This is a genomic window from Pseudomonas sp. CG7, assembly GCF_023701885.1.
GTDB lineage: Bacteria > Pseudomonadota > Gammaproteobacteria > Pseudomonadales > Pseudomonadaceae > Aquipseudomonas > Aquipseudomonas zanjanensis.
In genome coordinates this window covers 1-22118 of record NZ_JABAEE010000076.1, presented here as the reverse complement: position 1 = coordinate 22118, position 22118 = coordinate 1, and the positions used below count along the sequence as shown (strand labels likewise).

The 22118-nt window shown below is 64.5% G+C and carries 20 protein-coding genes and 1 pseudogene; 13 read left to right on the top strand and 8 right to left on the bottom strand.

The genetic code is table 11. The features are described 5' to 3' along the window. Nucleotides 1–53 precede the first annotated feature (53 nt). Nucleotides 54–407, bottom strand: coding sequence for a hypothetical protein (locus HGO40_RS24545; RefSeq protein WP_250965126.1), 354 nt, complete (start codon nt 405–407; stop codon nt 54–56). A 429-nt stretch (nt 408–836) separates the two neighbouring features. Between HGO40_RS24545 and HGO40_RS24540 the strand changes: the two genes are divergently transcribed. Continuing rightward, entirely contained in the window at nt 837–5705 is a 4869-nt protein-coding gene (locus tag HGO40_RS24540; RefSeq protein ID WP_250965125.1) for an NAD-glutamate dehydrogenase, read from the top strand. A gap of 190 nt (nt 5706–5895) precedes the next feature. Here the strand turns inward: HGO40_RS24540 and HGO40_RS24535 are convergent, their stop codons facing one another. From HGO40_RS24535 to pdxR, 3 genes are all read right to left on the bottom strand, one after another. Further along, nucleotides 5896–6300, bottom strand: a complete 405-nt coding sequence (locus HGO40_RS24535) for a cupin domain-containing protein (RefSeq protein WP_250965124.1) — start codon at nt 6298–6300, stop codon at nt 5896–5898. Between the two features lie 301 nt (nt 6301–6601). Next, nucleotides 6602–6895 (bottom strand): putative quinol monooxygenase, encoded by a 294-nt coding sequence (locus HGO40_RS24530; protein WP_122566412.1) that lies wholly within the window; start codon nt 6893–6895, stop codon nt 6602–6604. A 121-nt stretch (nt 6896–7016) separates the two neighbouring features. Beyond that, nucleotides 7017–8450: a MocR-like pyridoxine biosynthesis transcription factor PdxR gene (pdxR, locus tag HGO40_RS24525; protein ID WP_250965123.1), complete on the bottom strand. Its 1434-nt coding sequence runs from the start codon at nt 8448–8450 to the stop codon at nt 7017–7019. 195 nt (nt 8451–8645) lie between these two features. Between pdxR and HGO40_RS24520 the strand changes: the two genes are divergently transcribed. Beyond that, complete coding sequence (locus HGO40_RS24520; protein ID WP_250965122.1) at nt 8646–9086, top strand: carboxymuconolactone decarboxylase family protein; 441 nt, start codon at nt 8646–8648, stop codon at nt 9084–9086. 138 nt (nt 9087–9224) lie between these two features. Here HGO40_RS24520 and HGO40_RS24515 read toward each other — a convergent pair whose 3' ends face one another. Next, the gene (locus HGO40_RS24515) at nt 9225–9566 is read right to left on the bottom strand and encodes a hypothetical protein (RefSeq protein ID WP_250965121.1); all 342 of its coding nucleotides are present in this window, start codon (nt 9564–9566) and stop codon (nt 9225–9227) included. Nucleotides 9567–9771: 205 nt separating this feature from the next. Here HGO40_RS24515 and HGO40_RS24510 point away from each other — a divergent pair, with 205 nt between their 5' ends. Genes HGO40_RS24510 through HGO40_RS24500 form a run of 3 tightly spaced genes read left to right on the top strand, consistent with a single transcriptional unit; the run spans nt 9772 to nt 11925 of the window. Beyond that, the gene (locus HGO40_RS24510; protein ID WP_250965133.1) at nt 9772–10404 is read left to right on the top strand and encodes an STN domain-containing protein; all 633 of its coding nucleotides are present in this window, start codon (nt 9772–9774) and stop codon (nt 10402–10404) included. Continuing rightward, nucleotides 10401–10946, top strand: coding sequence for a sigma-70 family RNA polymerase sigma factor (locus HGO40_RS24505; protein ID WP_053119708.1), 546 nt, complete (start codon nt 10401–10403; stop codon nt 10944–10946). Before HGO40_RS24510 ends, HGO40_RS24505 begins: the two co-directional genes overlap by 4 nt. 37 nt (nt 10947–10983) lie before the next feature. Beyond that, on the top strand, nt 10984–11925 hold the full coding sequence (locus HGO40_RS24500) for a FecR family protein (RefSeq protein WP_250965132.1): 942 nt from the start codon (nt 10984–10986) through the stop codon (nt 11923–11925). A gap of 214 nt (nt 11926–12139) precedes the next feature. On the opposite strand, the gene HGO40_RS24495 is transcribed toward HGO40_RS24500, so the two are convergent. Both HGO40_RS24495 and gspH read right to left on the bottom strand, forming a co-directional pair. Beyond that, nucleotides 12140–12751: a type II secretion system protein GspJ gene (locus tag HGO40_RS24495; RefSeq protein WP_250965120.1), complete on the bottom strand. Its 612-nt coding sequence runs from the start codon at nt 12749–12751 to the stop codon at nt 12140–12142. Then, nucleotides 12748–13200, bottom strand: coding sequence for a type II secretion system minor pseudopilin GspH (gene gspH, locus HGO40_RS24490; protein WP_250965119.1), 453 nt, complete (start codon nt 13198–13200; stop codon nt 12748–12750). Before gspH ends, HGO40_RS24495 begins: the two co-directional genes overlap by 4 nt. Nucleotides 13201–13317: 117 nt before the next feature. On the opposite strand from gspH, the gene HGO40_RS24485 reads away from it, so the two are divergent. After that, nucleotides 13318–13761, top strand: a complete 444-nt coding sequence (locus tag HGO40_RS24485; RefSeq protein WP_250965118.1) for a type II secretion system protein N — start codon at nt 13318–13320, stop codon at nt 13759–13761. A gap of 131 nt (nt 13762–13892) precedes the next feature. Here the strand turns inward: HGO40_RS24485 and gspI are convergent, their stop codons facing one another. Continuing rightward, the gene (gene gspI / locus HGO40_RS24480; protein WP_250965117.1) at nt 13893–14267 is read right to left on the bottom strand and encodes a type II secretion system minor pseudopilin GspI; all 375 of its coding nucleotides are present in this window, start codon (nt 14265–14267) and stop codon (nt 13893–13895) included. Between the two features lie 148 nt (nt 14268–14415). Here gspI and gspG point away from each other — a divergent pair, with 148 nt between their 5' ends. The 7 genes and pseudogenes from gspG to HGO40_RS24445 form a co-directional block, all read left to right on the top strand. After that, nucleotides 14416–14865, top strand: coding sequence for a type II secretion system major pseudopilin GspG (gene gspG / locus HGO40_RS24475; RefSeq protein WP_250965116.1), 450 nt, complete (start codon nt 14416–14418; stop codon nt 14863–14865). Between the two features lie 8 nt (nt 14866–14873). Beyond that, on the top strand, nt 14874–15860 hold the full coding sequence (gene gspK, locus HGO40_RS24470; RefSeq protein WP_250965115.1) for a type II secretion system minor pseudopilin GspK: 987 nt from the start codon (nt 14874–14876) through the stop codon (nt 15858–15860). Next, a complete protein-coding gene (gene gspL / locus HGO40_RS24465; protein WP_250965114.1) occupies nt 15857–17029 on the top strand; it encodes a type II secretion system protein GspL in 1173 nt (390 codons plus the stop codon). Before gspK ends, gspL begins: the two co-directional genes overlap by 4 nt. After that, complete coding sequence (locus HGO40_RS24460; RefSeq protein WP_250965113.1) at nt 17022–17591, top strand: type II secretion system protein M; 570 nt, start codon at nt 17022–17024, stop codon at nt 17589–17591. The genes gspL and HGO40_RS24460 overlap by 8 nt, the downstream gene beginning before the upstream one ends. Next, on the top strand, nt 17588–19954 hold the full coding sequence (gene gspD / locus HGO40_RS24455; protein WP_250965112.1) for a type II secretion system secretin GspD: 2367 nt from the start codon (nt 17588–17590) through the stop codon (nt 19952–19954). Before HGO40_RS24460 ends, gspD begins: the two co-directional genes overlap by 4 nt. Nucleotides 19955–20129: 175 nt before the next feature. Continuing rightward, nucleotides 20130–21548, top strand: a complete 1419-nt coding sequence (gspE, locus tag HGO40_RS24450) for a type II secretion system ATPase GspE (protein ID WP_250965111.1) — start codon at nt 20130–20132, stop codon at nt 21546–21548. After that, nucleotides 21548–22060 (top strand): annotated as a pseudogene (locus HGO40_RS24445) (type II secretion system F family protein); the annotation flags it as partial. The gene gspE and the pseudogene HGO40_RS24445, both read left to right, overlap by 1 nt. Between the last annotated feature and the right edge of the window lie 58 nt (nt 22061–22118).

Genomic DNA, 22118 nt, shown 5'->3' with positions numbered 1-22118 from the left:
GCCTTTGGGACCAGGGTTGGCTGATGCCACAGGAGCGTGTTCGTGTCCGGATCTCAGAGCTGGCTTATATAGGTCCCCGTCCCCTTGAGGATGTTCTGCAACGTCAGTTCCACTTCCGCCAGGTCGGCCGCATCGGTGTCGTGGATGATCTCCAGCACATCGTCGCCATTCAACGCATCGGCATCCGCCGTGGCAATCTCAATCAGCAAGCGGGTCGGGCTGAGGGTGACCTTGACGCCGTCCAGGGTCGAAGGCTCTCCATCCAGGGTGATTTCCAGTTCGTCTTCGTCGGGGTAGCGCGTCATCAGGAACATTTCGCCCTGGGCGCTGTGGCAGCAGAGCATGGCCATGTTGTCTTCTTCGTCGTCGCACGGGTTGGCGATCAGAAGGGCGGTGGTCATTTGCATGGTGATGCTCCAGGATCGAGTGCACCGGCGGGGTGCAAAAAGTGGATTTTGCCAGCCTGAAGGATTTTCTGCTGGTTTACCGCCTCGGGGTGCCGTTTGGTCCCCAGCCTGCTAGGGTTGTTCGGTGCGCACCGGCTGTTTAGCGAGCCGATGACCGAATATGTCGCAGCGCTGCAAGCAGGCAGGATGTCGCACTCGTTAAGCTGCGCAACGGATGTGCACCTGCAAAGTCCACCCCGGGGTGATTTTTGCAGGTGTCCATGACATGAAATTACATGGAAAAGGATGTGACCTGCCGGTCCTGTCCAGCTTCCCCCACCTGTCATCCTGTTTCCTCTGCCCGAGAATCAGGAACGGGATGGCCGACGGCCCCGAAAGGGGTTGCACGCGACGCTACCATCAATAACAAGCCCAAGCGGAGTACCACAGATGGCGTTCTTCACCGCAGCCAGCAAAGCCGACTTCCAGCACCAACTGCAAGCGGCACTGGCGCAGCACATCAGTGAACAGGCACTGCCACAAGTGGCGCTGTTCGCTGAACAATTCTTCGGCATCATTTCCCTCGACGAACTTACCCAGCGCCGGTTGTCCGACCTCGCCGGCTGCACCCTGTCTGCCTGGCGCCTGCTTGAGCGCTTCGACCACACGCAACCGCAGGTGCGCGTCTACAACCCCGATTACGAACGCCACGGCTGGCAGTCGACCCACACGGCCGTGGAAGTGTTGCACCACGACCTGCCGTTCCTGGTGGACTCGGTCCGCACCGAGCTGAACCGTCGCGGCTACAGCATCCATACCCTGCAAACCACCGTCCTGAGCGTGCGTCGCGGCAGCAAGGGCGAGTTGCTGGAGATCCTGCCGAAGGGCACCCAGGGCGACGACGTGCTGCAAGAGTCGCTGATGTACCTGGAAATCGACCGCTGCGCCAACGCCGCCGAACTCAACGTCCTGAGCAAGGAGCTTGAGCAAGTGCTGGGCGAAGTGCGCGTGGCCGTGGCCGATTTCGAACCGATGAAAGCCAAGGTCCAGGAAATCCTCGACAGCCTGGACAGCAGCGCCTACGCCATCGACGCTGATGAAAAGAGCGAGATCAAGAGCTTCCTGGAATGGCTGGTGGGTAACCACTTCACCTTCCTGGGCTACGAAGAGTTCGTGGTGCGCGACGAGGCCGATGGTGGCCACATCGAGTACAACCCCGATTCGTTCCTCGGCCTGACCAAGTTGCTGCGCGCCGGCCTGACCGCCGAAGACCTGCGCATCGAAGACTACGCCGTCAACTACCTGCGCGAACCGACGCCGCTGTCGTTCGCCAAGGCCGCGCACCCGAGCCGCGTGCACCGTCCGGCCTACCCGGACTACGTGTCGATCCGTGAAATCGACGCCAACGGCAAGGTCATCAAGGAATGCCGCTTCATGGGCCTGTACACCTCTTCGGTGTATGGCGAGAGCGTGCGGGTCATCCCGTACATCCGCCGCAAGGTCGCGGAAATCGAGCGTCGCTCGGGCTTCCAGGCCAAGGCGCACCTGGGCAAGGAACTGGCCCAGGTGGTCGAAGTGCTGCCTCGCGACGACCTGTTCCAGACGCCGGTGGACGAGCTGTTCAGCACCGTCATGTCCATCGTGCAGATCCAGGAACGCAACAAGATCCGTGTGTTCCTGCGCAAAGACCCGTACGGCCGTTTCTGCTACTGCCTGGCCTACGTGCCGCGTGATATCTACTCCACCGAAGTGCGCCAGAAGATCCAGCAAGTGCTGATGGATCGCCTGAAGGCCTCGGACTGCGAGTTCTGGACCTTCTTCTCCGAGTCCGTACTGGCTCGCGTGCAGTTGATCCTGCGGGTGGACCCGAAGAACCGCATCGACATCGACCCGTTGCTGCTGGAAAAAGAAGTCGTGCAGGCCTGCCGCAGCTGGAAGGACGACTACGCCAGCCTGGTCATCGAGAGTTTCGGCGAAGCCCAGGGCACCAACGTGCTGTCGGACTTCCCGAAAGGCTTCCCGGCCGGCTACCGCGAGCGCTTTGCCGCGCACTCGGCCGTGGTCGACATGCAGCACCTGCTGAGCCTGAACGAAAAGAATCCGCTGGTGATGAGCTTCTACCAGCCGCTGGGCCAGGTTTCCGGCCAGCGCGAGCTGCACTGCAAGCTGTATCACGCCGACACGCCGCTGGCGCTGTCCGACGTGCTGCCGATCCTGGAAAACCTCGGCCTGCGCGTGCTGGGTGAATTCCCGTACCGCCTGCGCCACACCAACGGCCGCGAATTCTGGATTCATGATTTCGCCTTCACCGCCGCCGAAGGCCTGGACCTCGACATCCAGCAACTCAACGACACCTTGCAGGACGCCTTCGTCCACATCGTGCGTGGCGATGCCGAGAACGATGCGTTCAACCGCCTGGTGCTGACCGCCGGCCTGCCATGGCGCGACGTGGCATTGCTGCGTGCCTACGCCCGTTACCTGAAGCAGATCCGCCTGGGCTTCGACCTGGGTTACATCGCCAGCACCCTGAACAACCACACCGACATCGCGCGCGAGTTGACCCGGTTGTTCAAGACCCGCTTCTACCTGGCGCGCAAGCTCAGCGGCGACGACCTGGAAGACAAGCAACTGCGCCTGGAGCAAGCGATTCTCTCGGCCCTCGACGAGGTGCAGGTACTCAACGACGACCGCATCCTGCGTCGTTACCTGGACCTGATCAAGGCGACCCTGCGGACCAACATCTACCAGACCGACGCCAACGGCCAGAACAAGGCCTACTTCAGCTTCAAGTTCAACCCGCACTTGATCCCGGAACTGCCGAAGCCGGTGCCGAAGTTCGAAATCTTCGTCTACTCGCCACGGGTCGAAGGCGTGCACCTGCGCTTCGGCAACGTCGCCCGCGGTGGCCTGCGCTGGGCCGATCGTGAAGAAGACTCCCGCACCGAAGTGCTGGGCCTGGTAAAAGCCCAGCAAGTGAAGAACTCGGTGATCGTGCCGGTGGGCGCCAAGGGCGGCTTCCTGCCGCGTCGCCTGCCCCTGGGCGGCAGCCGGGACGAGATCGCGGCCGAGGGCATCGCCTGCTACCGCAGCTTCATCTCCGGCCTGTTGGACATCACCGACAACCTCAAGGACGGCGCCCTGGTACCGCCGGCCAACGTCGTGCGCCATGACGACGATGACCCGTACCTGGTGGTGGCGGCGGACAAGGGCACTGCGACCTTCTCCGACATCGCCAACGGCATCGCCATCGACTCCGGCTTCTGGCTCGGCGATGCGTTCGCCTCCGGTGGTTCGGCCGGCTACGACCACAAGAAAATGGGCATCACCGCCAAGGGCGCGTGGGTCGGCGTGCAACGTCACTTCCGCGAGCGCGGCATCAACGTCCAGGAAGACAGCATCACCGTGGTGGGCGTCGGCGACATGGCCGGCGACGTGTTCGGCAACGGCTTGTTGATGTCCGACAAGCTGCAACTGGTCGCGGCCTGCAACCACCTGCACATCTTCATCGACCCGACCCCGGAGCCGGCCAGCAGCTTTGCCGAGCGCAAGCGCCTGTTCGACCTGCCGCGTTCGGCCTGGACCGACTACGACGCCAGCATCATGTCCGAAGGCGGCGGTATCTTCTCGCGTAGCGCGAAGAGCATCGCGATTTCGCCACAGATGAAAGAGCGCTTCGACATCAAGGCCGACAAACTGACCCCGACCGAACTGCTGAACGCCTTGCTCAAGGCGCCGGTGGACCTGTTGTGGAACGGCGGTATCGGTACTTACGTCAAGGCCAGCAGCGAAAGCCACGCCGATGTCGGCGACAAGGCCAACGACGCGCTGCGCGTGAACGGCAACGAACTGCGCTGCAAGGTCGTGGGCGAGGGCGGCAACCTGGGCATGACCCAACTGGGTCGCGTCGAGTTCGGCCTCAATGGCGGCGGTTCCAACACCGACTTCATCGACAACGCCGGTGGCGTGGACTGCTCCGACCACGAAGTGAACATCAAGATCCTGCTCAACGAAGTGGTGCAGGCCGGCGACATGACCGACAAGCAACGCAACCAGTTGCTGGCGAGCATGACCGACGAAGTCGGTGGCCTGGTGTTGGGCAACAACTACAAGCAGACCCAGGCCCTGTCCCTGGCGGCACGCCGCGCCTTCGTGCGGATCGCCGAATACAAGCGCCTGATGAACGATCTGGAAGCCCGAGGCAAGCTGGACCGTGCCATCGAGTTCCTGCCGACGGAAGAGCAACTGGCCGAACGTGTCGCGGCGGGCCATGGCCTGACCCGTGCCGAACTGTCGGTGCTGATCTCCTACAGCAAGATCGACCTCAAGGAAGCGCTGCTCAACTCCCTGGTGCCGGACGACGACTACCTGACCCGTGACATGGAGACGGCTTTCCCGCCAACGCTGGTGAGCAAGTTCTCCGAAGCCATGCGTCGCCATCGCCTGAAACGCGAGATCGTCAGCACCCAGATCGCCAACGACCTGGTCAACCACATGGGCATCACCTTCGTCCAGCGGTTGAAAGAGTCGACGGGCATGAGCCCGGCGAACGTGGCCGGTGCCTATGTGATCGTTCGGGACATCTTCCATCTCCCGCACTGGTTCCGCCAGATCGAAGCCTTGGACCACCAGGTCTCGGCCGACGTGCAACTGGAGCTGATGGACGAGCTGATGCGCCTGGGCCGTCGCGCCACGCGCTGGTTCCTGCGCAGCCGCCGCAACGAGCAGAACGCTGCCCGTGACGTCGCTCCCTTCGGTCCGCACCTGGCCGCGTTGGGCCTCAAGCTCGACGAACTGCTGGAAGGTCCGACCCGCGAAGGCTGGCAGACCCGCTACCAGGCCTACGTGGCCGCCGGCGTGCCGGAGCTGCTGGCGCGCATGGTTGCCGGCACGACGCACCTGTACACCTTGCTGCCGATCATCGAGGCGGCTGACGTCACCGGTCAGAACGCCGCCGACGTGGCCAAGGCTTACTTCGCCGTGGGCAGCGCCCTGGACATCACCTGGTACCTGCAACAGATCAGCGCACTGCCGGTGGAAAACAACTGGCAGGCACTGGCCCGTGAAGCGTTCCGTGATGATGTCGACTGGCAACAGCGGGCGATCACCATCTCGGTCCTGCAAGAGGGCGATGGCGCCCAGGACGTGGAAACGCGCCTGGCACTGTGGCTGGAGCAGCACCGCGAGATGGTCGAGCGCTGGCGCGCCATGCTGGTGGACATCCGTGCTGCCAGCGGTACCGACTATGCCATGTACGCGGTCGCCAACCGCGAGCTGCTGGACGTGGCAATGAGTGGTCAGGCGGTCGTGACGGCCAATTGATCCGACGTTGAATGAAAAAGCCCCGCATTGAGAGATGCGGGGCTTTTTTTGTTTTTAAGATCCACTGTGGGCCCCTGTGGGAGCGAGCTTGCTCGCGATAGCGGTGGGTCAGCGACATTGAACTTGACTGATATATCGCCATCGCGAGCAAGCTCGCTCCCACAGGGGGGGACTGCTGTGCTGTGGTCGATTAGTTTTTCAACGGAATCAACACCGCCTCATCCTCGCCCATCACCATGAACACCAGCAGCTTCGCCGGTTGGCTCGCGCTGGCGTTTCTCGACACCAGGTGTTCGGAACCCGCCGCTTCATACCAGAATTCCCCGGCTTTGTAGGTCTTCGCCGGCTCGCCCTTGACCTGGGAAGTGATGGCGCCTTCGAGTACATAGGCCATGGCCGTGCCCTCGTGCTTGTGGGCGATGGACGCTTGGCCGGGGGCGTAGTTGACGGTCAGCATCATGGTTTTCTTACCTGGAACATTTTTCAGCATTTGCTCCTGCAACACCGTGACCTTCTCCGAAGGCGCGGCTTCGTGGGCGTAGGCCTGGGTAATGGGCAGCAGGCTGAGGGCGGCGAGCAGACAGAGTGTTTTCATGGGGGATGGCCTATTTGGTTTCGAGTGATTTCGCGCTGTCGCGGCGATGGACTCACCCTAAGCCCCGAGGCGGGGCAAGCAAACGTCCAATCTTTCGGAAGGCGGGTAGACCAATTGGCTGGGTCGATGAAGCCATTGGCTGATGGAGCTTTTGTGGCGAGGGAGCTTGCTCCCGCTGGGTGGCGAAGCCGCCCCAGAACAGGCGGCGCGTTCCATCACAGTCTTGCGTCTGCTGCGCAGCCGAGCGGGAGCAAGCTCCCTCGCCACAGGTGAAGTGCCTGGCGGGAATAGCACCGCAGCCTCAAACAATCGGAAAACTATTGAAATCCACGCTTCGAGCCAGGCGGTTGTCGATCAGGCTGATGAAACCTTGCACTTCCGGGCAGTTGAAGTGGGCTTGCATGGCCGCTTCCGATTGCCAGCGGGCGCTGACGTTCCAGCGGTCGCCATCGTCGGGGCAACGGTCGACCAGGTAGGCATCGCAGCCGGGCAGGGCGCGCAGGGTCTCGACGATTTGCTGCAATTGCCGGCCCAGTTCTTCCGAGCGACCGGCGGCGGCTTGCACCTGCACGGTATTGATCACTTGGCGAGACATTGTTCAGGCTCCTGAATCAAGTCGGACGGTGGTTATTCACGATCAATGACACCCGTGCAGGATAGGCCTGGCGGCCCAAGGCTCAAACAGCCAATGGGCGGATAAACGCCCAGTCCAATTCTCACGCCACCTGCTGCAGAATGTCGCGCAAACGGTCCAGGGCGACATCGATGTCCAGGGTTTCGATCGCACCGAAACCGAAGAACAGGCCCGGTCGTACGGGCACATCATTGAAAAAACCCTCGAGGCTGTAGAGCCCGACCTCGGCTTTTCTCGCCAGCTCGATCACCAGCGCCAGATCCATCGGCACCTTGCACAACACCGCCATATGAAAGCCCGCGGTGGTCGGCACGGCCTCGAACCAGGGCGACAAGTCCCCGGCCATGCGCGCCAGAATCCGCTCGCGGCGCCCGGCATACAGGGTGTGGCAGCGACGGATGTGCTTGAGCAGGCAACCTTCGGCAATGAACTTCGCCAACGCCCACTGGGGCAGGGTGGAGGTGTGCTGGTCGGTGAGGCGCTTGGCCAGGATCACGGCTTCAAGGATCGCCGGTGGCAGGATCGCATAGCCGAGTCGCAGCTCCGGCAACAGGGTCTTGGAGAAGGTGCCGACGTACGCGACGATCCCGCGCTCATCCAGGCTTTGCAACGAGTCGGCGGGCCGGCCTTCGTAGCGGAATTCGCTGTCGTAGTCGTCTTCGATGATGATCGCCCCCAACTCATAGGCCCGCGCCAGCAAAGCCTCGCGACGGGCCTGGCTCATGGGCATGCCCAGGGGAAACTGGTGGGAGGGCGTTACGTAGATCAACCGCGTGCCGTCGGGGATAAGGTCCACCCGCAGGCCTTGTTCGTCCACCGGCACCCCGGCCACCGTGGCGCCCTGGGAGCCGAACAGCAACCGCGCCGGCGGATAGCCGGGGTCTTCCATGGCCACCAGGCTGCCGGGACGGGTCAATACCCGCGAGATCAAGTCCAGGGCTTGCTGCGCGCCGTTGCACACCACGACGTCTTCGTCCTGGCAATTGACCCCGCGGGAAAACGCGATATGCCGGGCAATGGCATTGCGCAGCGCCGGCAGGCCTTCGGGCTGGCTGTAGAAGCCCTTGGCGCTGGCGATCTGGCGCAGCGCGTGGGCGGTGCAGCGCCGCCAGTCGTCCAGCGGAAACTGGCCCTTGCCGGTGGCGCCACCGATGAAGTCGTAGCGCAGCGCACCTTCGAGGGTAGGATGGCGCATCAGGTCGGGCATGGTGCGCCAGGCCTCGACGACATCGGCACCGGCCAGTTCGCGGTGGCTTTGCTTGCGTACCACTTTGGCCGGTCGCGCATTGACGTAGGTGCCTTTGCCGATAATGCCAGTGAGGAAATTTTCGTAGGTCAGTTGGGCGTAGGTGTCGGAAACGGTCTTGCGCGAAACCCCCAGTTGCTCGGCCAGCAGGCGACTGGGCGGCAGCTGGGTGCCGGCGGCCCGGCGGCCGCTCTCGATGGCGCTGCGCAATTGTTGATACAACTGGCCCGACAGGTCCTTGCGGCCGTTGATGACAACATGAAGTTCCATACCCGCAAGCTCCTGGGCGATTGGTCGGCGGCCAGCGTCAAAAGCGCAAGATTACCCGCATTGTGCGATTGCGTTGAAGTTGCGTGGGGAAAATCCCGCCGATTGGACTTGTCTCCGGCTTTTTCGCCGAATTGGACCTGTCATTGACCGACCCCAGGGCCTACCGTGGAACGCTCGAATGCCACGGAGCCCGCCATGAGCCCGCGTCTGGATTACTACACTGCCTCCCCCGGGGCGATGCGCGCGATGATCGGCCTGGAAGCCCTGACCAGTCGCCTGAGTATCGAGCCGGCGCTGCTGCACCTGATCAAGATCCGCGCTTCGCAACTCAATGGCTGCGCCTTCTGCACCGACATGCATTCGGTGGAGGCGCGACGCCAGGGCGAAACCGAACGGCGGCTCTACGCGGTGGCGGTATGGCGCGACAGCGGTTTCTTCACGGCCCGCGAACGCGCAGGCCTGGCCTGGACCGAGGCGGTGACGCTGTTGGCCCAAAGCCAAGTCCCCGACGACGTCTACGCCCAGGCCCGGGCCTGCTTCAGCGAGGAGGAACTGGTGGACCTGACCCTGGCGATCAGCACCATCAACAGCTGGAACCGGCTGGCGGTGAGTTTTCGCCAGAGTCCGGGGGGGTGATTATCTGGATCAGGCTCTGAAGTGATCCCTGTGGCGAGGGAGCTTGCTCCCGCTCGATGTGTATCAGCGAACGGCTGCGCCCGAGGCGTCGGACCGGCCCAGCGGGAGCAAGCACCCTCGCCACAAAAAGCCGTGTCGTTATTTGGGCAGCGGGGAGGTGTTGGCCGGTACTGGCGGCCGCTGGGGCTTGACCGAGGTGCCAAACGTATAGCCCATGCGCACCCCCGTGGCCGCCGGGGTCGCCAGGCCGACGCTGTTCGGCGCGCGTTCGTTGACCGGCACGTTCATGGTCTCCTGGGCCCGTTGCGCTGCGGTTGCGGCCTCGGGGTCATTACCCATCTGCCGGCTCAGGCAGTTGTAGTCGGGCGTCTTGTAGCCACCGACGGTCACCTCGATACAGCCCGGGGCTTCTTCGCCCTGGGCCCAGGGCATGGCCATGAGCAGCCCGAGGCCTGCCGCCGTTTTCATCCACTGTTTCATCACCGACCTCCTGGTCCGCCATGCAAGACGGTTCGTTGTCAGGGCATCAGTCTAGTGCGGCCTGGAGGATTTGTATCAGTTGTCATACGACATTCATAAACACCCCTCAGGATGACGATTTTCAACGGATACGTCAGTCGTGCAGCAGGGCAGAGCCGGGGGCGGACGAGGACGTGGATTGACCGGGGCGCCCTTGGGGTGGCTGGTGGTGTTGCTGTGTCTGCTGAGCGTGCCGGCCCAGGCAGTCGACTGGGTAGAGCTGGATATCGCGCCCCAGGAATTGACCACGGCGCTGGAACAGTTCAGTCGTTTTACCGGCATGGCCGTGCTGGTTGACCAGCAGCTATCGGACCAGCGCCATACGCTGGGCGTGCGGGGGCGGTTCACACCTTCCGAAGGGTTGCGGGTGTTGCTCAGCGGCACCGGGCTGGCGGCGCATTATGCCCGGGCGGATGCGTTTACGTTGCAGCCGGTGCGGGTCCGCGAGGTGCCGTTGCCTGCCGGCGTTACCCCGGGCTTGGGTGACAGTAACTACGCAGCCGCCATCCAGATGGTCATACAGCGCAATTTATGTGGTTCACCGTTGACCCGCCCGGGCAGTTTCCGGGCGGTGCTGCAAATGTGGATCGGCCGGGACGGCGTGGTCCAGCACAGCCGCCTGGTCAGTTCCACGGGCGACCTGATGCGGGACAAGGCCCTGGTCGATAGCTTGCAGAACCTCAGGATCGACCGCCCGGCACCCAGTTCGCTGCGCCAGCCGGTGACCCTGCTTTTGTTACCCGACTCATCAGGAAGAAGCATGGAATGCACAACAGGGGAAGGGGTGCCCGGGCGATGAAAGACATCGGCCGCAGCCCGTTGGTGAAGCTGTTCCTCACCTCCTATGAGGATTTCCGGGTGCGCTTGCGCCGGCGCCTGGGGTCCGAGGAGCTGGCCAACGATGTGCTGCATGAAACCTACCTACGGGTCGATCGGATGGTCGACACGTCGGACATCGCCCAGCCCAATGCCTATTTGTATCGCATGGCCCTGAACATTGCCGCTGACCGTCGGCAGGCCGATGCACGCTTGCTCACGGGGGATGAAATCGAGGAGTTGCTGCAGGTCTCGGATGAAGCGTTGGACCCGGCACGGGTGGTGGGTGGGCAGAAGGAGTTGCAGACGTTGCTCAAGGCCTTGTACGAACTGCCGGCGCGGCGTCGCAGGATTTTCATCGCCGCCCGCCTGGAAGAAGCGCCGCACTTGGAAATCTCCCAGCGTTTCGGTATCTCCACCCGTATGGTGGAGAAGGAAATCAAGGCGGCGCTGGGGCATTGCGCCCTGCGCCTGGAAAGAAAAGTCATTCAGCGGTTCGGTCCCGGCGCGGGAAAACCGTCTTGAGAGTAGAGACCCGACCCTTTCATGAGTGTGTGTGCGCTTGAACATCTTCAGCATCGCTTCCCCTGACGCCACGCCCCAGGCCCGATTGGCCAGCGAGGCCCGAGATTGGCTGATCCTGCTGACCTCGGGACGTGCCACCGTGGCCGATGCCAGGGCCTTGCGCCAATGGTGCGGGCAAAGCCCCGAGCATGCGCGGGCTTTTGAGCAGGCCAAGGCACTGTGGCAGGGGCTGCAACCCGCCGCCACCGCATTGCAGGCGCCCCGGCATTTCGGCCGGCGGGCGTTGTTGGGTGGGGCAATCGCTGCATCGGCGGCGTTCCTGTTGATCCGCGCCACGGTGCCCGGCGGTGTCTCCGGGCTGGGGGCCGACTACGTCACCGACGTCGGCGAACAGCGCCGGGTGGAACTGGCCGAGGGCGTCAGCCTGGAACTCAATACCCAGACTCGCCTCAGTCACCGTTCGCTGGCCGATGGCGGGCAAGGGTTGGAATTGCTCAGTGGCGAGATTGAAGTGCAGGGGCGCAGTGCCCAGGTGGTCAGCGTCCAGGCCGGCGCCGGTTGGATCAGCGCCGCCCGGGCACGCTTCAACATCCGCTACACCGACCAGAGCGTCTGCGCGACTTGCCTGGAGGGCGTGGTGCAGGTCGAGGTGCAAGGCCAGCGGTTTCGTTTGGAGCCGGGCATGCAGTTGACCTACGACCCGCGCCAGGTGGGCACTCCCGAGCGTGCCGATGTGTCGGCGGCCGTTGCCTGGCGTGAGCAGGTCTTGGTGTTCAACGATGCGACCCTGGCCAGCGTCATCGATGAAATCAACCGCTATCGCCCCGGCATGTTGCTGCTGCTCAACCGCGAGCTGGGCCAGCGCAAGGTCCAGGCACGCTTTCGCCTCGACCAACTGGCGGGCGTGGCGCTGTTGATCCGCGATGCCTACGGCGCCAAATGCACCGAATTGCCGGGTGGGGTGGTGGTGCTGAGCTGAGCCCCGCCCCGCAGTGCCTGGGCCGGCCTCATCGCGAGCAAGCTCGCTCCCACAGGGTTATCGGGTGTGACCTCAAGTTCTAGGCACAACACAGATCAAATGTGGGAGCGAGCTTGCTCGCGATGAGGCCGGTACATCCAACATCATCACCAACTGACCCGCCGCTTTCGCGAGCAGGCTCGCTCCCACAAGGGTTCGGCGGTGCACCTGCGAATTACTCCAGCGGTCCAAGCACCTGTCGATAGGTTTCAGGCCCCTGAGGCGTCTGGCGAGTCAGGCTGATCTCGATGCCCGCGGGGTTTTCCTGGCGGTTGCCGCTGAGTTTGCGCCCGCCTTTTTCCGTGTCCCAGTACCGCAGCCCGGCATCGCTGACGGCGCTGAGCACCGCCACGCCCGGGCCGGGTGCGGGCAGGGGGTAGCGATTGCGGGCCTGGCCTTGGGCGCGGTAAAGCGTGTCGCCCTTGAGCCACCAGCGCACCCGTTGCAACTCGCCTTCCTGGGCCGCCGCCACGCGGATCACATCCAGGCGAAAGCCCCGGCCCTCGGTGCTGCGCACGGGGAGGGCGGGTGGGGCGGTGGCGGGCGCGTCGTCGGCGCCGGGGTTGACCGGTTCACTCAGCTCGATGCTGGCGCGCAGGTCGACGTCGCGCTCCAGTTGATTCAAGGCCCGCAGCAACGCTTCGGTCTGCTCGGTGCTGGCCTGCAAATGGCTGTCGGCCCGAGTCACGCTGTCCAGCCCGCGCCAGGCGATCAGGCTGACCACCGCCATCAGCAGGATCGCCACCATCACTTCCAGCAAGGTGAAGCCGGTCTCCCGCGCGCTCATTGGAGCTGCACCCGCCCGGCGGCACTGCGTTGCACGGTGAGACTGTTCTGGCCGTCCGACAAACGGATCTGCAAGGGCTCGCCGATCCATTCGGCATTCAGCACGACCCGCTGCCTGGGCTCCACGCGAACCTCCATCGACGGGCTCTGCCAGCGACGTCGATGCAGTTGCGGGTCGTCCTCGAAGCGATCGGCCCCAGTGCCTTGGTCCGCGCGGCGACTGAAGCCAAAGCCCTTGGCGTCCCAGCGCCAGGTAATCGGCCGCCCGTCGCTGCGGGCTTCGGTCTGGGCCAGTTGCAACAGCTGCACCAGTCGTTCGCCATCCTGGCGTAGCAATTTCAACGGGTCCGGCTTGATGCTCAGGCTTACGGCGGCGCTGGCGATGCCGACAATCACCAGCACGACCATCAGTTCGATCAGGGTGAAACCGCGTTGCTTGCCGAGGTTCATGGGCGCTCCTTTGCGTGAGCCTCATCCTGCACGGCGAAGATGATAAGGATGTGAAATAAAACGGAGAGAATTGCCGCGTACGCTGCAAGCTGGAATCAAGACAAGGAGATTCAGGCCTTGGCGTTCATCGAGCGTGTATCCCCGGCGCAAATCGTCCAGGCCGTGGGCTTGTTGGCGGCGTTGGCCGGGGTGGCGACCTGGTCGTCGCTGCTGCTCACGTCGGCCGAGTCGCGCACGCCGGACGTCGCCCCGCACCGCATGGCCGAGCGTTCCGATAACCCGGCGCTGCAATGGGTCTCCAGCCAACCGGCACCGGTGGACATCAAGGTCAGCGGCGTGATGGCCGGCAGCCACGCTTCCGTGGCCATCCTCAGCCTCAACGACGGACCGCCGCGCAGTTTCCTGGTGGGTGAGCGCGTGGCCCAAGGGGTACGCTTGGTGGCGATCGAGGCGCAGGCGGTGGTCATCGAGCGCGGCAACGAACGGACCCGGCTGGTCCTGGCGCGGTTGCCGGATTCAGTGAGTTTGCCCTCGCTAACCCGGCCCGAAAGTCAGCACTGACCTGTGGCGAGGGAGCTTGCTCCCGCTCGGTTGCGTAGCGACCGCAGGATCTTGGGGCCGCTTCGCCCGAGGCGTCGGACCGGCCCAGCGGGAGCAAGCTCCCTCGCCACAGGGGATCGCATTGCCTCTCCTTATTTCTCCCGGCTGACCAACGTCTCCAACCGCGCCAACGGCGGTGCTTCACGGGTGCGGTCCGACACGCTCAGTTCAACCCGCAGCAACCGGCCGTTTTCCGCCGGACGCAGGGTCTGTTCGCAGCGCAGCCGCAAGCGCCCCTGGTCGCACTCGAACACTTTCGAGCCCGGGGCAGAACCGCCTTCCAGACGCAGTTGTGCCAGTTGGCTGCGGGCGGTGAGCAGGGCGATGGACTTGTCTCGCAGCAAGCCGTTGCTCTGGGTCATCACGGCGGCCACGCGCACGGCGGCCGACATGGCCACGGCGATGATCGCCAGGGCCACCAGCACTTCGATCAGGGTGAAGCCGGCTTGCGGAGCAGGGCGTGGCATGGCACGGGCTCTAGGGCGAGGGCAGCCTTCAAGGCTAGCCGGCGTTCGTGACCGATTGACGACGCAAGCTCCTGAGCAATTTCAATATCACTGACATATTTTCTTGCAACACTGCGCCTCGAATCGAATCCAGCGAAGGACCGTCGAGATGCAGATCGCCCGTTATAACGCCCGTTCCCGAGGCCCTCGCGGGCAGTTGGGTTTCACCCTGATCGAAATCATGGTCGTGGTGGTGATCCTCGGCATCCTGGCGGCGATGGTGGTGCCCAAGGTGCTTGACCGTCCCGACCAGGCGCGGGCAACAGCGGCGAAACAGGACATTGGCGGCCTGATGCAAGCCTTGAAGCTGTACCGCCTGGACCACGGCAGTTACCCGAACATGAACCAGGGCCTCAAGGTACTGGTGGAGAAACCGGCCGATGCGAAAAACGGCACCTGGCGCTCCTACCTCGAACGCCTGCCCAATGATCCGTGGGGACGCCCCTACAATTACCTCAACCCCGGTGCCAACGGCGAAGTCGATATCTTTTCCCTGGGGGCCGACGGCCAGCCTGACGGCGACGGCGTGAATGCCGACATTGGCTCCTGGCAGTTATAAGGGCCGTGATGCGAACGGATTCGCCCTTCGCGGCGAAGCAGCGCGGCATGGCGGTGATCAGTGCCTTGCTGATCGCCACGGTGGTGGCGGTGATCGCCGGCGGCATGTTGACCCGCCAGACCCTGTTCACCCGCAGCCTGGAAGCGGAGCAGTTGCGCGTCCAGGGTACGGCGCGCTTGCAGGGCGGTTTGCAACTGAGTCGCCAATTGCTCTGGGACGCCCGTCAGCGCGATCCCCTGACGCGCTTCGGCCAACCTTGGGCGAAACCCATCGTGATGCCGGGTTCGGATCAAATCGACACGCCGTTCGAAGGCCAGTTGGAAGACGAGCAAGGCAAGTTCAACCTGCGCAACCTCGTCGCCAATGAGCGCGTGGACGAGGAACAAGTGCAGGCGTTTGAACGCCTGTGCCAGCAGTTGGGCGTGGCCGCGACGGTCCGTACACGCATCGTCGAACGGGTGGTCGAGGCGTATCCGCGCTTGTTGAATCCGCAGCGGTCGGACCAGGCACCACAGGGCAATACATTCGACAGTGGCCGCGAAACGTCGCCGTTGGCCGCCAACAAGCCGCTTTCACCGACGCGTCCGATGCTGCGCACCTTGCAAGACTTGCGCAGCGTCAAGGGCGTCACCCCTCGGTTGCTGGACACCCTGGCGCCCTACGTGACGATCTTGCCGGCCAATACCTGGATCAATGGCAACACCGCCAGCGCTCCAGTGTTGGCCGCCTACGTGCCGGGGCTGTCGCTGCAGCGGGCCGAGGCGCTGGTCAGGGAGCGCGACGGCGGCCACTGGTTTATCAACCGCGGGGATTTCGTCAATCGCCTGCGCATGCCCGAATTGGACACCGCCAACGTCAAGGTCGGTATCACCAGCGACTGGTTTCGCCTGCGGGGCCAGGCGCGCAGTGGTCAGCGCCGGGTTGAACTGGAGGCGTTGCTGCAACGCAGCGAGGACCGCTTGCCCCAGGTGATCTGGTCAAGGGTGGGCGTATGACCCGCTTGCGCATCGGCCTGGCGCCGTTGGCCAGCCTGAATCTCGACAGCGTGGTGGCGTTTGCCTGGCTGGATCGCCAGGGCCAGGTCCGCGAGCAAGGCCATAGCAGCCTGCGGGCGTTGGGCCAGGGCGGTAAAAATCTTTCAGTGGAATGTTTCCTTCACCCTCGCGACAGCCTGCTGACTCGCCTGGAGTTGCCGCTGTTGCCGGCGGCCAAGATCACCGCAGCGGTGACGTGCGCGGCCCAGGCCTTGATGCTCGGTGCCAGCGAACACATGCAGGTGGCCCACGGTCCGCGTGACGTCGACGGACAGGTGCAGATCGCCTGGCTGGACCGTGAATCCCTCGCCCACCTGGGGCGGCTGGTGCAGCAGGCCGGCTTGAAGCTAAGTGGCCTCTACCCGGCGGCCTACGCCTTGCCGGTGCTGCCGGGGCCGGTGGCCGGCATCGAGGACGGTCATCTGCTGGTGCGCCATGGCCTGCAGCACGCCGTGGTGCAACCGTTGCAGGAAGAGGCGCTGGACGAGTGGCTGTTGGAGATGGGGCGCGGGCTGCATTGGGTGGGTGAAGTTCCACCGCAATCTTCCCTCGACACCTTGGCTGACAGCCAACGCTGGACTGGCCCTGCGCCGGGTTGGGGCTTGCATGCCGGCCTGTCCCGCAGCGCGGCCGAGCGCGGTGGTTGGGGCCGGGCGGCGGCGATCTGCGCGTCAGCGCTGGCGGTGTGGGTGGTCGGGCTGAACCTTTCCGCCGCCCGTGAAGCGGCCCAAGGCCAACGGCTCAAGGCGCAGATGAGCCAGCGGGTGAAGCAGGCGTTTCCCGAATTGCCGGTGATCCTCAACCCGCTGCAGCAGGCGCGCCAGCAAATCGCAGCACGCCAGAGCGGCGCGGCGACTGACCCGGCCCAACGCTTTGCCAGCCTGGTGCAGCAAGCGGGCAGCGCCATGCCGTTCCTGAGCGGCAATGTCCAGGCGCTGGCGTTCGATAACGGGGAGTTGCGCCTGAATGTCGTGGCCGAGGCGCAGAAGCCCGCCGCCGACGATGATTGGAAAATCCCCCTGGCCCAGGCCGGCAGCGACATCGCCGCCGTCGACCAGGGCTGGGTCCTGCGCGTGGCGCCAGCGGGCCAGGACGCCCCCGACGAAACCCCGGACGCCGACGATGAATAAGCACTCCCTGGCCCTGGCGCGGGTCCGTTGGCAAACCTTTCGCACGCAATTGCGCACCTTCTGGCAGGGGCTTGCCGCCCGCGAACAAGCCGCCGTGGCCCTGGCTGCGCTGGTGTTGGGTGGCTGTCTGGTCTGGCTCGCACTGATCCAGCCGCCGCTGAAGACCATCGCCTATTGGCAAACCGAAACCCCGAAGCTGCGCTCACAGACCGAAGCCCTTGAAGTGCTGTTGCGTGACGTCGCGGGGCCTGCCCAAGACCAGCCCCTCGAAGCCGCCTTGCGCCAGAGCCTGGACGCCAGCGGCTTGAGCCAGCACTACCAATTGCAAATGTCCGAGGGTCCCGGTGCCTGGCAGCTTACGTTCGACCAGGCCCCGGCGGAGGCGGTCATCAGTTGGCTGCTGGGTAACCCACGGCAATTTTCCCTGGAGGTGATCGAGGCTCGTTTGCAGCGTTCCGTCCCGGCCAATACCGACACCCTCGACAACCACGACAACAGCGCCGGCACCTTGTCCGGAACCGTTCGCATGGATCAGGCGCATAGCGCTAAGGAAGCTTCATGAAAGGGGCCCGATACCCACGTCATTGGCGCAAGGCTGCACCGCTGTTGTTGCTGGCGTTGAGTGCCTGCAATAGCACGCCGCCCGCGTCGCAGCCACCGTTGCTGGTGGACAGCGAACTGGGGATTCCGTTGGGAAGTACCCAGCGCAGCGGCGATGCATTGCTCGATCGCCAGCGGGCCCAGGACGGGCGTGAACGCAAGCCGGCAGTGCGGCATCAAGTCGACCTCACCGCCCGTGCCCGAGAGCCGCGCGGCAATGCGCCGGCGCGCACGCCCCTGGGGGAGCAACCGGTGACGCTGAATTTCGTCGAGGCGGACATCCAGGCGGTGGTGCGGGCCTTGTCCCGTTCCACCGGCCAACAGTTCCTGGTGGACCCGCGGGTCAAGGGCAACCTGACGCTGGTCTCCGAGGGCCAGGTCCCGGCCCACCAGGCCTACGACATGCTGCTGGCCGCGCTGCGCATGCAAGGTTTCAGCGTGGTCGACGTCGGCGGCGTGGCCCAGGTGGTGCCCGAGGCCGACGCCAAGCTGCTCGGTGGGCCGATCTACAGCGCCGACAAACCGGCCGGCAACGGCATGCTGACCCGCACCTTCCGCCTGCAATACGAAAACGCCGTGAACCTGATCCCGGTGCTGCGCCCGATCGTGTCGCCGAACAACCCGATCAATGCCTACCCGGGCAACAACACCATTGTCGTCACCGATTACGCCGAGAACCTGTCGCGGGGGGCGCAGCTCATCGAAGGCATCGACACCCCCAGTGCCATCGACACCGACGTGGTGCCCATCCACAACGGCATCGCCGTCGACATCGCGCAAATGGTCTCTGACCTGCTGGAAACCCAGGGCGGCGACCAGACCCAGAAGATCAACGTGATTGGCGACCCGCGCTCCAATTCCATCATCATTCGCGCCGGCAGCCCCGAGCGCACGGAGCTGGCGCGCAACCTGATCTACAAACTCGACAACGCCCAGAACAACCCGAGCAACCTGCACGTGGTGTACCTGCGCAACGCCCAGGCCGGCAAACTGGCCCAGGCCCTGCGCGGCTTGCTCACCGGGGAAAGCGAAGGCGAGGGCAACGACAATTCGCGCTCGGTGCTCAGCGGCATGGGCGCCAGCACCAACGGCCAGGGCGGGCAGGGCAGCAGTGGCGACGGCACCAGCAGCACCACCAGCGGCAGTGTGTCGAGCAGCGGCAATGGCTACGCCCAGGGCAGCAACGGTTCCACCAGCACGACGTCGACGAACAGTGAGCAGGGCACCGCCTTCAGCGCCGGCGGCGTGACGATCCAGGCCGACGCCCCCACCAACACCTTGCTGATCTCCGCGCCGGACCCGCTGTACCGCAACCTGCGGGAAGTCATCGACCTGCTGGACCAGCGTCGCGCCCAAGTGGTGATCGAGAGCCTGATCGTCGAGGTCGGCGAGGACGACGCCAGCGAATTCGGTGTGCAATGGCAGACCGGCAACCTTGGCGGCAGTGGCGTGATCGGCGGGGTCAATCTCGGCGGCACGGGGCTCAACCTCAATGGCAAGACCAGCAGCGACGTGTTGCCCCAGGGCCTGAACCTGGGCTTGGTCAACGGCACCGTGGACATTCCCGGCCTCGGCAAGATCCTCGACCTCAAAGTCCTGGCCCGGGCCTTGAAGAGCAAGGGCGGCACCAACGTGCTGTCGACGCCGAACCTGCTGACCCTGGACAACGAAGCGGCGAGCATTTTCGTGGGCCAGACCATTCCGTTCGTCAGCGGCAGCTATGTCACCGGCGGGGGCGGTACCAGCAACATCCCGTTCCAGACCGTGACCCGTGAAGAGGTGGGCTTGAAGCTCAACGTCCGGCCGCAGATTTCCGAAGGCGGGACGGTCAAGCTCGATATCTATCAGGAAGTCAGCAGCGTCGACAACCGCGCTTCGAGTACCACGGGCATCGTCACCAACAAGCGCGCCATCGACACCAGCATCCTGCTCGACGACGGGCAGATCATGGTCCTGGGCGGGCTGCTGCAGGATGGTTACACCCAGAGCAACGACGCGGTGCCGTGGCTGTCGACCATTCCCGGGATCGGCGCGCTGTTTCGCAACGAACGGCGGCAGGTCACCAAGACCAACCTGATGGTGTTCCTGCGGCCCTATATCATCCGCGACACGGCGGCGGGGCGCGGCATCACCCTCAATCGCTACGACTTCATGCGCCGCGCCCAGGGCCTGTTGCAACCGGAGCGCAGCTGGGCACTGCCGGACGTCCAGGCGCCGCAACTGCCAGCCTCGGCCCGGGCGATTCCGGGCACCGCGCCGGTGAGCCTGCAAACGCCCAGGGCGGTGATCAAGGCGGTGCCCGCAACGGAGCCGATTGGACAATGAGCATTCAACCTGTGGCGAGGGAGCTTGCTCCCGCTGGGCTGCGCAGCAGACCCGAAACCTGGCGCCTCGGTGCGTCAGGCAGATCGCATTCAACCTGTTTGGGGTCGCTTCGCAACCCAGCGGGAGCAAGCTCCCTCGCCACAGGGGCCATGTCAGTCATAGAGGAGCTGCCGGCATGACCACCCTCCCATACGCCTGGGCCAAGGCCCAGCGCCTGGTGTTGCGCCAGTCCGAAGACGGCGCGGTGTTGATGGTATGCCCGTCCACGCCGGGCTGGTCCATCAGTGAAGTGCGCCGTCAGTTCGGCGAGGTGCGGCTGGAACGGGTGCGCGACGAGGAACTCGACGGCTTGCTCAACAGCGCCTATGCCGACACCGGCAGCGCTGCCGCAGTCGTGGGCGCGGCGGAAAACGAAGTGGATCTCGACCGGTTGATGCAGGACATTCCCGAGATCACCGACCTGCTGGACACCCAGGACGGCGCGCCGGTGATCCGCATGATCAACGCTTTGCTGACCCAGGCCGCCCGGGACGAGGCCAGCGACATCCACATCGAACCCTACGAGAGCCATTCGGTGGTGCGCTACCGCGTCGACGGCACCCTGCGGGATGTGGTTTCGCCGCGCAAGGCCCTGCACGGTGCGCTGGTGTCGCGGATCAAGATCATGGCCCAGCTCGACATCGCCGAAAAACGCCTGCCCCAGGACGGTCGTATCGCCCTGCGCGTGGCCGGACGACCGATCGATATCCGCGTCTCGACAGTGCCCACCGGCCATGGCGAGCGGGTGGTGATGCGCTTGCTGGACACGCAGGCCGGACGCCTGCAGCTGGAACCCCTGGGGATGGACCCGGGCGTGCTGGGCACGCTCGATCACCTCATCCGCCAGCCCCACGGCATTGTCCTGGTCACTGGCCCCACCGGCAGTGGCAAAACCACCAGCCTCTACGCCGCCCTGGCCCGGCTGGACGCCAGCGTCCATAACATCCTCACCGTGGAGGACCCGGTGGAATACGACCTGCCGGGCATCAGCCAGATCCAGGTCAACGCCAAGATCGACATGACCTTCGCCCTGGCGTTGCGGGCGATCCTGCGCCAGGACCCAGACATCATCATGATCGGTGAAATCCGCGATCTGGAAACCGCGCAAATCGCCGTGCAGGCCTCCCTGACCGGTCACTTGGTGCTGGCGACGTTGCACACCAACGACGCGGTGTCGGCCATCAACCGCTTGATCGACATGGGCGTCGAGCCATTCCTGCTGGCTTCGTCGATGCTCGGCGTGCTGGCCCAGCGACTGGTGCGCAGGCTCTGCCCGCAGTGCAAGCAACCCGACCCGGCGACGCCCGACACCTGGCGTCCGGTGGGGTGCCCAACGTGTAACCAGACCGGCTACAGCGGCCGCACGGGTATCCACGAATTGTTCTGCATTGACGACGACATTCGCACGCTGATCCACCAAGGGGCAGGGGAGCAGGCACTGCGCGCCGCCGCCCGCCGGGCTGGCATGTTCAGCATGCGCGAGGACGGCGAGCGCTGGGTGCGCAGTGGCACCACGGCCCCTGAAGAAATCCTGCGCGTGACACGGGACGCCTGATGAATCGCTACCGTTTCGAGGCCGCTGACGCCCAGGGCAAAATCGAGTCCGGACACTTGGAAGCCGACAGCCAGGGCGCCGCTTTCAATCTGTTGCGCAGTCGCGGCTTGACCGCGTTGCAGGTGCAGCTCGAGCGCAACACGGCGCAGACCAGCGGCGGCGGTTTGTTCAGCGCCAAGCTTTCGGACAACGACCTGGCCTGGGCCACCCGCCAACTGGCGAGCCTGCTGGGAGCAAGCCTGCCGCTGGAAGCGGCGTTGAGCGCCACTGTGGAACAGGCCGAGCGCAAGCACATCGCCCAGACCCTGAGCGCGGTGCGCGCCGATGTGCGCAGCGGCATGCGCCTGGCCGAAGCCCTGGCGGCGCGGCCGCGGGACTTTCCAGACATCTATCGGGCGCTGATTGCCGCGGGCGAAGAGTCCGGTGACCTGGCCCAGGTGATGGAGCGGCTGGCCGATTACATCGAAGAGCGCAACAACTTGCGGGGCAAGATTCTCACGGCGTTCATCTATCTGACTCTGAAGCAACTCAGACGGTGGCGAAGATCAGGATAGGGTAACTCTCGCTGTT